11 protein-coding genes are annotated in these 13,020 nt (G+C 50.7%); 6 read left to right on the plus strand and 5 right to left on the minus strand.

The features are described from left to right. Positions 1-26: 26 nt before the first annotated feature. Entirely contained in the window at positions 27-1,067 is a 1,041-nt protein-coding gene (locus ACYVI1_RS29760) for a LacI family DNA-binding transcriptional regulator (RefSeq protein WP_460915131.1), read from the minus strand. 310 nt (positions 1,068-1,377) lie between these two features. Between ACYVI1_RS29760 and ACYVI1_RS29765 the strand changes: the two genes are divergently transcribed. Continuing rightward, entirely contained in the window at positions 1,378-2,358 is a 981-nt protein-coding gene (locus ACYVI1_RS29765; protein ID WP_460915133.1) for a type I phosphomannose isomerase catalytic subunit, read from the plus strand. Between the two features lie 74 nt (positions 2,359-2,432). Next, entirely contained in the window at positions 2,433-4,199 is a 1,767-nt protein-coding gene (gene lysS / locus ACYVI1_RS29770; RefSeq protein ID WP_460915135.1) for a lysine--tRNA ligase, read from the plus strand. 74 nt (positions 4,200-4,273) lie between these two features. Here lysS and ACYVI1_RS29775 read toward each other — a convergent pair whose 3' ends face one another. Further along, positions 4,274-4,477, minus strand: coding sequence for a cold-shock protein (locus ACYVI1_RS29775; protein ID WP_460915136.1), 204 nt, complete (start codon positions 4,475-4,477; stop codon positions 4,274-4,276). Positions 4,478-4,813: 336 nt separating this feature from the next. Here ACYVI1_RS29775 and ACYVI1_RS29780 point away from each other — a divergent pair, with 336 nt between their 5' ends. Further along, a complete protein-coding gene (locus ACYVI1_RS29780) occupies positions 4,814-5,035 on the plus strand; it encodes a PspC domain-containing protein (RefSeq protein ID WP_460915138.1) in 222 nt (73 codons plus the stop codon). A gap of 718 nt (positions 5,036-5,753) precedes the next feature. Beyond that, positions 5,754-7,928: an ice-binding family protein gene (locus ACYVI1_RS29785; RefSeq protein WP_460915140.1), complete on the plus strand. Its 2,175-nt coding sequence runs from the start codon at positions 5,754-5,756 to the stop codon at positions 7,926-7,928. Between the two features lie 32 nt (positions 7,929-7,960). On the opposite strand, the gene ACYVI1_RS29790 is transcribed toward ACYVI1_RS29785, so the two are convergent. The 3 genes from ACYVI1_RS29790 to ACYVI1_RS29800 form a co-directional block, all read right to left on the minus strand. Then, on the minus strand, positions 7,961-9,004 hold the full coding sequence (locus tag ACYVI1_RS29790) for a glycosyltransferase family 2 protein (protein ID WP_460915141.1): 1,044 nt from the start codon (positions 9,002-9,004) through the stop codon (positions 7,961-7,963). A gap of 89 nt (positions 9,005-9,093) precedes the next feature. After that, entirely contained in the window at positions 9,094-9,438 is a 345-nt protein-coding gene (locus ACYVI1_RS29795; RefSeq protein ID WP_460915142.1) for a YbaB/EbfC family nucleoid-associated protein, read from the minus strand. A 79-nt stretch (positions 9,439-9,517) separates the two neighbouring features. Next, positions 9,518-11,518, minus strand: a complete 2,001-nt coding sequence (locus ACYVI1_RS29800; RefSeq protein ID WP_460915144.1) for a T9SS type B sorting domain-containing protein — start codon at positions 11,516-11,518, stop codon at positions 9,518-9,520. 42 nt (positions 11,519-11,560) lie between these two features. On the opposite strand from ACYVI1_RS29800, the gene ACYVI1_RS29805 reads away from it, so the two are divergent. After that, the gene (locus tag ACYVI1_RS29805; protein WP_460915146.1) at positions 11,561-11,734 is read left to right on the plus strand and encodes a hypothetical protein; all 174 of its coding nucleotides are present in this window, start codon (positions 11,561-11,563) and stop codon (positions 11,732-11,734) included. Beyond that, entirely contained in the window at positions 11,724-13,001 is a 1,278-nt protein-coding gene (locus tag ACYVI1_RS29810; protein ID WP_460915148.1) for a bifunctional 3,4-dihydroxy-2-butanone-4-phosphate synthase/GTP cyclohydrolase II, read from the plus strand. Before ACYVI1_RS29805 ends, ACYVI1_RS29810 begins: the two co-directional genes overlap by 11 nt. Positions 13,002-13,020: the final 19 nt, after the last annotated feature.

Here is a 13,020-nt window from a genome sequence, read left to right on the forward strand (position 1 = left end):
GATTAAGCAACCGCATAAAAAATGGTTTATTCAGGTATCCTGATTTTTCGCCCCGAAGAATTCCGGGCAATTAGTTTGGCTTCCATCAGCACTTGTTCAGGAGCTTCCTGCGGGTTTTTTAGTTTATTAACAAGCACTTTAACGGCTGTTTTCCCCAAATCATCCATGGGTTGTTCTAAGTAGGTTATCGGGCAGTAGTAGAGGTCGAACGCTTCGGCCTGACCAAAACTGACAATGGCGAGGTCATTGGGCACGTTAAGCTCTAACTGATTAATGTATTTCAGACCGCTGATGGCAATCCGATACGTGGCAAAAATCAGTGCATCGACCGGCGCATCCGACGCCAGCATCGCATCGATTCCTTCCTTAACTTCCTGCTCAATTGACTCAAACCCAACTTCGCATAACCACTCGGGCCGAAACCCGATGCCATGCGCCTGAAGTGCGTTTCTGTAGCCCCGTATCCGCTCCTGCATATGAAAAAGCCCGGATTTATACGCAATCAGACCAATCTGTTCATAGCCATTCGCTACCAGATGCGAACCAGCTTCATAGGAAGCCAGGTAGTTATTCAGCGACACAAAATCGGTTTCTATTTCCGGGAAATGCCTGTCTAATAGAACAAACGCGGTATTTTTCTCTTTCAGGTAGTGAATCTGTTCTTCCGAATTTTCGGCCGATACAATGATTAATCCATCGACCTGCCGGTTCAGGAATACGTCAATTAAATCCTGTGATTTATCGGCGGTCTCATCCGAACTCCCAATAATGACCGTATATCCGTGTTTCTTGGCTTCGTCTTCAACAATCCGGGCGATATTCGCGAAAAAGGGATTGGCAATATCGGCGATTAGTAAGCCTATCGTATGGGTTTTACCACTCCGTAAGCTCTTAGCCAAATAGCTTGGCTGATAATTCAGTTCGCTGGCTATCTTCCTGATTTTAATGGCAATCTCCTGCCCTACCCGGCTCTCTTTTTCCTTCCCATTGAGCACATACGACACCAAAGCCGTAGAAACACCTGCCTGCTGGGCTATATCTTTTATTGATACTTTTTGCTTGCCCATAAAACCTGAAAACGGCTATAATACATGGGTATGGCTTCTTTAGAACTTACCTTCAACCTGGATGCCCAAAAGTAAGCTTAATCGTTTAAATAGCAAATAAATTGGTAGAATTTTATTAATTTATTTTGTTATTCGTATAAAAACGGGGAGCCTGGGTTAGTATGAGCGTTATGATTTTTATCAGCGCAAGTCATAGTAATCATAAAAATCAGCGTTCTATTTTTAAAATATCCTTACCTGTCCAAGCAACAAATGCTGTATTTTGCCGGTCAGTTTTCAATAACTACTCATTAGCCATTATATACTCATCATGCTGTATCCGCTAACATTTGAGACCATTTTTAAAGATAAGATTTGGGGTGGACAGAAAATCAAAACCATTCTGGAGAAAGACTTCGCGCCCCTGCCCAATTGTGGCGAAACCTGGGAAGTTTCGGATGTAGACGGAAACGTGTCGGTGGTGCGGGAAGGTAGTTTGCAGGGAAAAACACTGCATGAATTGGTTGAACAGTATAAAGATAAGTTAGTAGGTGAGCATGTGTATGCCCAATACGGCAACCGATTCCCACTGCTGGTCAAATTCATCGACGCCAACGACGACCTCTCCATTCAGGTTCACCCCAACGACGAACTGGCCAAACAACGGGGCAGTGGTTTTGGAAAAACCGAGATGTGGTACATTATGCAGGCCGACGAGGGCGCGAAACTCAATTCGGGTTTCAATCGGGAAGTGACAAAAGACGAGTATGTCAGTGCTGTCGCTAACAACACGATTCAGGACCTGCTCAACATCGAGTCGGCCCAGCCCGGCGATGTCTTTTTTCTGCCCGCCGGACGCGTTCACTACATCGGCAAAGGGCTGCTGCTGGCCGAAATTCAGCAAACCTCTGATACGACCTATCGCATTTACGACTTCGACCGGGTCGATGCTACCACTGGTCAGAAACGCGAACTCCACACCGACCTGGCCGTCGATGCCATTGACTACCAGCACTATGACCAGTATAAAACACAGTTCGAGCGCAAACAGAATGAGAGCGTCAACGCCGTTACGAGCGACTATTTTGTGACAAACGTGCTGAATTTCAGCCAGGAAGTCCAGCACGACTACACTCATATCGACTCCTTTGTGATTCTGATTTGTGTGGCCGGTGCGCTCACCATTGAAACGGAAGGCGGCTACAACCTACCCCTGAAAATGGGGCAGTGCGTGCTGATTCCAGCCTCGATAAATACGGTTACGCTCGTGCCCGATGGCGACATGACCGTGCTGGAAACGTATGTGCCCTGATGGGGTAAAGGCCAATCCTTTTCGTTATTTTTGCGGCCTTAAATACCGGTCAACCGACCGATTAGCTAACTGACATGGTGCTGAGTGAACAAGAGATAAACCGCCGTCTAAAGCGTGCCGAATTAATGCAGATGGGGATCGACCCCTACCCCGCTGCCCTGTTTGATGTAACCACAACCATCGCCGACATTCGGGCGGCTTTTCAGACAAAAGACACCAGCCTTGAACCCGAAATGGACCTCTCCGGCGACGAACGCTGGGGCAATGTTCAACTCGCCGGACGGCTGATGATTATTCGCATTAGTGGCAGTGCATCCTTTGCGGAAATACAGGATTCTACGGGACGGCTGCAGCTCTACTTCCGGCGCGATGATATTTGCCCCGGTGAGGATAAAACGCTGTACAACACGGTCTTCAAAAAATTGCTGGATATTGGCGACATCCTTGGGGTACGCGGCCACGTGTTCTCCACCAAAACCGGCGAACTGTCCGTCTACGTGAAAGAATTCACGATTCTGAATAAGGCACTGCGCCCGTTGCCGGTTGTGAAAGAGGTGGTAAACGAGCAAGGCGAAACCGAAATCTATGATGCCTTCACCGACCCCGAACAACGCTACCGCCAACGGTATGTCGACCTGATTGTGAACCCGCAGGTGCGCGATGTGTTCGTGAAGCGCACGAAATTAGTTAACTCGATCCGGCAGTTTTTAAGCCAGAAAGGGTATCTGGAGGTTGAAACTCCTATTTTGCAGCCCATTCATGGGGGGGCGGCTGCCCGGCCTTTCCGCACGCACCACAACTCGCTCGACATGACGCTCTATATGCGGATTGCCAACGAGTTATACCTGAAACGGCTGATTGTGGGTGGCTACGATGGCGTGTTCGAGTTTGCCAAAGACTTCCGAAACGAGGGTATGGACCGCACCCACAATCCCGAATTTACGCAGGTCGAATTTTACGTGGCCTATAAAGATTACCTCTGGATGATGGACACCATCGAGGAGATGGTCGAAAAGGTTGCGTTAGACGTGGCCGGAACTACCCAGGTGACCGTTGGCCAGAATGTAATTGATTTCAAACGCCCCTGGAAGCGGCTCACCATGTTCGAAGCCATTCAGGAATATACCGGCGTCGATGTGTCGGCGATGGACGAAACGGCACTTCGGCAGGTGGCCCAAAGCCGGGGCATCCGCGTGGACAGCACGATGGGCAAGTCGAAATTGATTGACGAATTGTTCGGTGATGCCTGCGAACCTAACCTGATTCAGCCGACGTTCATCACCGATTATCCCGTCGAGATGTCGCCCCTGACGAAGAAGCACCGCAGCAAACCGGGTCTGGTGGAGCGGTTCGAGGCTATCTGCAACGGGAAAGAAATTGCTAACGCCTATTCTGAATTAAACGACCCCCTCGACCAGCGCGAGCGGTTTGAGGAACAGTTGCGTTTAGCCGAACGGGGCGATGAGGAAGCAATGGCCCTGGACGAGGATTTTCTGCGGGCGCTCGAATACGGCATGCCGCCCACGGCAGGCGTTGGTCTGGGCATCGACCGCCTAACGATGATTATGACCAACCAGCCTTCGATTCAGGATGTGCTGTTTTTTCCGCAGATGCGGCCCGAAAAGAAACTGGAGCAGTCAGACGAAAGTGATTTCGTGGCCGCCGGTGTGCCCGCCGAGTGGGTTCCGGCAGTGCAGAAGCTGGGGTTTCTGACCGTTGAGCAATTGCGGACGGCCAACCCCAATAAGCTTTTCAATGATTTGGGGGGCGTTCGTAAGAAATTAAAAATGGAGACCAAACTACCCGCTCTGGATGACGTGAAAGGCTGGACGGGTCAGTAGAGCGGCCAAAACTCAAAAACCCCACCTGGCGTCCGGGCGGGGTTTGCCTGGTCTGAACAGACGCTGTAGGCGTACTAATCCTGGTCGATTTTTTTCACTTTCACGGCGTTTAATCCTTTTTTGCCGTCAACCACGTCAAACTGCACCCGGTCTTTCTCGCGAATCGTTAGTCCATTCAGGCCGGTAATGTGGACGAAGATGTCCCGGTTGGTATCGTCCTCAACGATAAATCCGTAACCTTTACTTTCGTTAAAAAATTTTACTACACCTGTTTGCATAAAACGTAAAAAATTAAACAATTAAACATAAAGAGGGTCAGTTACTAACAAAGATCGCGAGACCTCGACCAGGGTAAAAGCAACGGCATAGTTACTTGAGCATCAACGGGCTTTGTTAAAAAAACAGCGAAAAACAATACGGATGTGTCGTTAACGCCGTTACAACGCAAAGAAAACAAAAATGTTCTGACTTCAATCAGTTTGAAGTCACTTTTAAAGGATTTTGACTAAGTTTATATCGGTTATCTTTGCAAATGGCAAACAATCTACCAAAAGATTCGTTAGTACGAGTTGCCAGTTGCGCGAACATGACCGATACACTTCGCACTATAAAGCATGGATAAGATTCGATATTTTGTAGAAAAGCAAGCATTTGGGGTCTGTGCATTGCTGGGCGAAAAGATGAATATTTCGGCCAGCAGCATTCGATTGTATTTTATTTATACCTCATTTCTAACGCTTGGCTCTCCCGTTATTCTTTATCTGATTCTGGCGTTCTGGATGGAAATGAACAAGCATACGCGCCGACATGCTCACCCCACAATTTGGGAACTGTGAAACTATACATAATGTAACCACTATAAGATAAAGTTATCTTTGATAGTTAACGTGTCGAAAGTTGCGGTAGGGACCAGCCGCCCGGAGGTTCTGTTATAGAATTTCCCCGCTCTCCAGGAATAAATCAACTTTAAGTTACTACGGTACGGGTGAACAAATTTGGCCTTGCTTTACCCCAGCCGGTCAATGTTGGCATGATTATAGTGATCCAGTGGGCGAATCGGTCGGGCGCTCGCAGCCGACTAACATAAAAATAGGCACGAAAGAAATCCAACCCTCCACCCAAATAGCCTACCCGGTCCGGGACGTGGCTAATCGGGCCACTGCTCTGCTGTCAAGAGTGGTGTTTTCTCTGAACAGAACCCAGCTCGTCTGTTGAGCCAGCAACCCGGCAAATACCCTTACAGTCTCGTCGATTACCACACACACAACCCGTTATACAGGCATTTCGGTCAGGCTATTTTAGTTTTAGTCCACATACCGCTTCCCTGGCCCAAGGGCGGCCCGGCCACTCACAGCCGACCATCTTCTCTTTTTTAAGCGTCTAACCTGTCGGGTTGAACACGCCTGGTTCCTCCAATTATACGTCCTCTGAATCGCTAAAATTTACGCCAAAGTAGGGTAATCATCATTCTTTGGCGTAGATTTTGCACACTACACTATAAGTTACCATCTCAACCTAATCAATAACTCTTCTTTTACTAATTTTTTAGAAATAATGAAAAACATAGCTCTATTTATTCTGCTGGCCAGTAGTCAATTAGCTTCTCCAACTGTAGGTTTCGGCCAGGCGCCTAACTTAGGAACTACAGCCAGTTTTGCTGTTTTCACTGCCGCCGGTGCTTTTAGCAATGATGGGGCTACAGTCATATCGGGCAATATTGGCACTCATGTCGGTGCACTCACTGGATTTCCTCCGGGAACAGTCATTGGAGAAACTCATGTGGCCAATGCTACCTCAGCCCAGGCCGCCACCGATGTGGACGTTGCCTATGGTTCATTGACGGGAGTTACCTGTGGTTCTGTTATAGGAACCACCCTGGGAAACAACCAGGTTCTCACTCCGAACGTTTACTGCACCGGAGCGGCTTCAACATTAACTGGAAACTTAACGCTGGATGGACAGAACAACCCGAATGCCTTGTTTATTATCAAGATAGGCGGCCCTTTATCGACAGCCGCCTTATCAACCATCAGTCTGATTAATGGAGCCTCCTGCAGCAATGTCTATTTCCAGGTTAACGGGGCAGTCATTTTAGAGACTAATTCCGTTTTCAAAGGTACTATACTGGCTAATGGCGCTATCAGCCTGTTGGAAGGGGCATCACTCGAAGGCAGAGCTCTTTCCCGCGGGGGAGCTATTAGCTTGCATAATAATGTAGTGTCAGCAACAACCCTATCACTGGGTGTTGTTACGGCCGGAGCCTGTAGTCCGGCAACTAACCTGTTTAGCATCTCAGGTACCTTTAGCCTGACCAATGCTGCTGTCGGCATAGCCACCCTTACCGATGGCACATCCACGGCGACGGTTTCCGTTAGCGCTGGCAATACGTCGGTGCCTTACAGCCTGACGGGCCTGATTTCAGGCACAGGTACTCATACGGTTACAGCAGGTTATGGGTGCAAAATCTTCAGCGTGACCTACACCGCTCCGGCTTCCTGTACCGTGAGTTTAGGCGGCCTGGTCTTTTCTGACAACAACAATGACGGTCTGCGGAACGGGGGCGATACGCCTATACCGGGTGTAACGGTCACCCTGCTCGATGGCGCCAACGCGCCCATCACCAGCACAACTACCAATGCATCGGGTCTGTATAGTTTCTCTGGGTTAACCTCCGCCCTACCCTACTCGGTGAGTTACACCACCCCAACCGGCTACTCGGCCACGGCTCCCAGCCTTACCGGGCCGCTAACGCTGACTTCGGGTGAGAACACCACCCCGGATGTGGGCTTCCTGCCGCTCGTCAATTCCTTACTGTCCGTGCAGAGTTTTGTTGATCGCTCAATAGCCAGGGTCGGCGATTTACTGACGTATGCCGTGGTAGTGACCAACGCTGGCTCAACGTCAGCATCTACGACTGTACGTGACTCGGTCAGTGCCGGTTTAACCTATGTACCCGGCTCAGCCGCAGTGCCAGCAGGTACATCGTTTACAGTTGGCCAGCCACTCAGCTTATGGGATATACCAGTCATTGCCCCTGGTCAGAGCCTGACCCTGACGTTTCAGGTTAGGGTGGATTCTACGGGTATCCTCTATAACACAGCGACTATACCCGGCGACACCGTTAAGGTTTGCACCTCCATACCCGTCAAACTGTGCGTCGGTGATGAATATACCCTTACCGCACCGGTAGGCCGCACTGTCTATAGCTGGTACAAGGATAACGTGCTCATTGCGGGGCAGACGACTAATGTACTGGTCGTGACAGCGCCTGGCACATACAGTTTAGGCGTAGATAACGCTGGCGGGCTATGCGCCAACTTCTCCTGCTGTCCTTTCATTGTTGAAGAGGACACCCTGCCCGTCTTTCAGGCTGTAGCCATTGCGGCTACTTGTCAGGGTAACAGTCCGCAAAGCAATGGCCGGCTTGTGTTAACCAATTTTAACCTGGGTCATACCTACCAGTACTCATTGGGTTCAACGTTTAACCCAGCCGCTTCCCTCTCTGGCGCACCGCAGGCAATTCCGTCAAATGGAGTGATTGTTAGTACCCTGGCTAATCCGGCAGTCGTTCAATCCTATACCGTGCGGGTTATTAACAGTTCGGGCTGCTATACGGATATGGCGGTGATTCTGATACCCACCGTGTGCGGTTGCCCCGTGGATGTATGTGTACCTTATGTGATTGCCCAAACCAATCGGCCTAAACGTATCGGCGACCTAATTCGGTAGAAGTGATGAATGATTTTTTGTAGAATCATTCATCACCGCACGGGCGGCTCCGTCATCATTCCCGTAAACGTCTTTTTGCCTTCAACAAAATAGTGCCAGACGATACTCTTGGGATATAAACCGACCTCGACCTTCCGCTGCTGTTTCAATATATTGCGCTGTTTCTGGAGGTGTGGCAAATGACCATAAAAGGCGAAATGCGCGCGCAGAATAGCCCAAACGTCGCGCCATTGCCCTACCTTCAGAAACAGAAGCGACGATAGGCCGTCCAGCACCAGACGCCACAGCAACTTGGGCCATAACCACCCGTCGGCTGGCCAGTTTTTGTAGAGCATATACAGGCTGTTGCGGTAGTTGAGGTAGGTTTTGTGCGGATTCGATTTGTGCAGCGTGCCGCCCCCCACGTGATACACCGCCGACGCTCCGCAGGCCCAGACTTCGTAGCCGAGCTGCTGAACGCGCCAGCACCAGTCAATCTCCTCCATATGGGCAAAAAACGATTCATCGAAACCACCCGTTTCATGAAATACGTCGGCCCGCACAAACAGGCACGCGCCCGTTGCCCAAAACACCCGGCGGTTATCGTCATATTGACCCTGGTCGGCTTCAAACGCAGCAAAGATTCGCCCCCGGCAGAAAACATACCCCAACCAGTCAACAAAGCCACCGGCTGCGCCCGCGTGTTCAAACAAGTCGGGGTGACTATACGACAGAATTTTAGGCTGGCAGGCCGCCATGCGCGGGTTCGCTTCCAATAAAGCCAGTACGGGCGAAATCCAGCCCGGTGTTACGTCAATATCAGAATTCAGCAGCACATAATACGTTGCCCCGCCATACTGCGTTCGGATGCGGTCGAGGGCCGTGTTATAGCCACCGGCATAGCCTTCGTTGCGCGGAAGTTCGATAAGGCGAACGGCGGGGAAGGTTAAGCGGACGAAGGACACCGACGAATCGGTGGATGCGCTATCGGCTACGTACACCGGATGCCCGTCGGCATGGGCCAGTACCGCTGGCAGAAATTTAGCTAAAAACGGTTGCCCGTTGTAATTGAGAATAACAATGGCAAGGGTAGTCACAGAACAAATTTACGCTGTACGAATTACGATGTACGATTTTTCACTCGTCAGTAATAAATTGTACAGCGTAATTCGTACAGCGTACTTCATTACATTAGCCCATCTAAGTTCAGGCCGGGAATGTTGGGCAGCAGGCCTTCGGTGGCCTGGCGGAGGTGTTCGCGGGCTTTGGTGTCAACGTTGGCCATGGCTTTGTTGGTGGCCGCCACAATCAGGTCCTGCAACATCTCGCGGTCGTCGGCCGGGGTCGCGCCCGACTTGATCAGATCGGGGTCAATCTCAATTTTGAGGACGTTTTTCAGACCATTAACGGTCACCTTTACCAAACCCGCCCCCGACTCACCCGTTTCTGTAACGTTGCTGAGGGTCTCCTGGGCATCTTTCATTCGGGATTGAACTTCTTTCATTTTCCCGAACATATCCATCATGTTCATAGCCTTTTAGTCGATAGTCAGTAGTCGATAGCATTCAGCGAAGTCACTATTGACTATCGACTAATGCCTATCAACTTCTTCATCGTATCAATAACACAGCGCCCGTGCGAACAGTTTTCAGGCCGGTCAAATCAATAACCTCGATTCGATACAGGTACTGGCCGGTAGCGGCCTCCTGCCCATTCACCAGGCCATCCCAGCCTTTGGTTTTATCGGTCGTGCTATACACCACTTCGCCCCACCGATTATAGACGTGCATGGTGAACTGGTCAACATAAATGCCTCTGGCCAGCAGTTCATCATTGATACCGTCGCCGTTGGGCGTGAACGCATCGGGCACTAAAATTCGGGCTTCGCGCCGGAACGTAAAAAAATTGGAAAAGCTGAGGTTACCGTCAGTGCCAATGGCAATAATCCGGTATTTCTGCGATTGCAGGTTGGGGTCGTTGGGGTCAGGTTCGTAGTGTGTGTTGGCGCTAACCGGAATTTCGCGCTTTGTGCCATTCACCGAGTCAATGACCTCAACAATGTAGTTGTTAACCGAACCCGGCACAAAGGGCGACTCGGCCGTCCAGTCGATGCCTGTACTTGACTGCGACCCCAAAAACACCGTACAAACCGGCTCCGACGGGACTGATGTGAGACCACAGTTGTTCAGATAGGCTACCTGATAACAATAGGACCCCGCCGACGGGTCAGCCGTTTCATCGATGAATTGACTCTTACCGTCAACCGTGGCAATCTGCTGAAAACCAGACGGTCCGCTGGCCCGGCTAACGATTAATGTAAAGCTTGTTCCAACGTTGGGCTGGGTGGCCACAATACGGGGGCGGTTGTTTTCGATGGTAACAAGAATATTCGCGGATCCGGCGGGTACGTCGCCGTTGATGCCCATGACGCAGACCGGGGCCGATGTTACTACAGTCTGGGCAGTTCCGCTAATGGTCGCTTCGATAGAGTAGCAGTACTGGGTGCCACACGCAATAGCAGAAACATCAGGATAGGTACCGGTGTTTCGATTGGTCTGTGTACCACCCGTTGGAGCGCCATTTCGTAAAATCCGATAATAGCGAAACGGCGAGGCTGCCGAAATGGTACCTGCATAAGGCTGCCAGCTTAAGTTATTCTTCTTGTTCTCGGCTTTGACATCTAACACCAAACTGCACACTTCGTCGGATTTCAGGCTGTTGCAGCCATCCTGCGACAAAATCTGAAAACACTGCACCTGGTTGGCATCCGTTTGAACGGTGAATGTGCCTGGCCCGGTGCCTTTCTGCCCTGTTGCGACATACGCTCCGTTTATTTTTTGATAAAGCTGCACCGAGGCTGTCGGGGCCGTCTGGTACTTGAGTTCAATGGAACTCGTGCTGGTGGTTGTCAGGGCCGTAATGGTCGGCTGCAGGCTGGCTGATGTAACCGTGACGGGCGACGATGAGGTTATGGGGGAGTTGCAATTGGCAGGCGCGTTATAAATACCCTGCACTGTGACTGTGTAGGTTGAGTTGGTGGCATTTCCATACGTATGCGCTACCTGACCCAGCATTTCGGCCCGTGTTTTTCGTTCGACAACCCTATCGCCCCAATTCACCTCATAGGTGTCATACTGGCCTAACGTAGTGGCATCGACGACAACAAGTGCCCTCCGGTTAGAGCAGGTTGTAACAACAAACTTTATTGGATCGAGCGGCAGAACGGTGACTGTCTGGCAGGCAATTGTTCCCGTTCCCGTTCCACTGCCGGCCTGTATAACGGTGTATGTACCCGGTTTGCTGTAGCTGAAACTTTTATCGGGCTTAAGAACAACCTTATCAATTGAACTCATCCCGTCATACGAAAAATTATACTGTTCGTTAACCACATTTGCAGCTACGGTGACAACATTAACAGGCGTATTGACACAAACCGTTGTTTTCGATAAGGTGAAACCGCCTTTCGCTACGGGATTATTACAGGCACTCTGCGCCCGGGCCGACCAATGTCCAATGAAAAAAAACAGGATAAGTAAGGCAACGGGTTTCCAACGAACCAGCCCACTGGTTTTCACCCCAACGTCAGTCAGCCTCAATCGTAAAATTCGCACAGAGGGTAAATTTTTGTTGTTCGTATAATCGGAATCGTTTCTATGGTTGAGAAACGCTGTTCATCGACATTTTCGCGTCCGGCGAAACGTATCTTCCGTAAAATCAGTTTTCAGGTCAAACTAAACAAAGCCCTGGGGTATTGGCGATACAAACCGGTCAGCCGACTCTTCAAAGATAACTCCACCGTCACGCATCAGCAAAACAATGAGCAATAATAATACCAACTCTGAAACCACCCGGAAAATCGAATCAAACCCGATTCGGCTGGACCGTATCGACGACGCCATTGCCGACATCAAGGCGGGCAAAATTGTGCTGGTGGTGGATGATGAAGACCGTGAGAATGAGGGCGATATGATCTGCGCTGCGGAAATGATCACGCCCGAAATGGTCAATTTTATGGTTCGCGAAGCACGCGGGCTTATGTGTGCGCCACTCACTCAGGAACGCTGCGACGAATTGGGTTTAGACATGATGGTCAGCAGCAACACATCGGTTCATACGACGCCCTTCACGGTGTCGGTCGATTTGCTGGGCAATGGCTGCACAACGGGTATATCGGCCTCCGACCGGTCGAAAACCATTCAGGCTTTAGTTGACCGCAGCACTACGCCTGATGACCTGGGCCGCCCCGGCCATATTTTTCCGCTGCGGGCCGTTGAGGGCGGAGTTATTCGCCGGGCGGGGCATACCGAAGCGGCTGTTGATCTGGCACGGCTGGCGGGCCTGGCTCCGGTGGGCGTGCTGATTGAAGTGCTCAACGAAGATGGTACTATGGCCCGACTCCCTCAACTGCGCGTGCTGGCCGACCGCTTTGGCATGAAACTCATCAGCATTCAGGATTTGATCGAGTACCGGCTCCGCACCGAAACGCTGATTCATCGTGAGATTGGCGTCGATATGCCTACTGCATGGGGTCATTTCGACCTGATTGCCTATAAACAACGCAACACGGGCGATATGCACTTAGCCCTGGTGAAAGGAACCTGGGAACCGAATGAACCCGTGCTGGTGCGCGTCCACTCGTCGTGCATCACGGGCGACATTTTTGGCTCGTGCCGCTGCGATTGTGGCGGACAGCTTCATGCCGCCATGAAGATGGTCGAGGCTGAGGGCAAGGGCGTCATCGTATACATGTTTCAGGAAGGCCGGGGCATTGGTCTGCTCAACAAACTAAAAGCCTACAAGCTTCAGGAAATGGGGCGCGACACGGTGGAGGCCAATCTCGAACTGGGGTTGCCCATGGATGCCCGCGACTATGGCGTTGGCGCACAGATTCTGCGCGACCTGGGTATTCGAAAACTCCGGCTTATCTCCAATAACCCCAAAAAGCGGGCGGGGTTGATGGGCTATGGCTTAGAAATCATTGACACGGTGCCGGTTGAAATTCAGGCCAATCCGTATAACGAAAACTACCTGCGGACCAAGCGCGACAAAATGGGCCACACCATTATGGGTGAGCCGGTTAACGAGGAGCAATAGGTGAATAAGTGACTGATAG

The sequence above is a fragment of the Spirosoma areae genome (genome assembly GCF_054781775.1).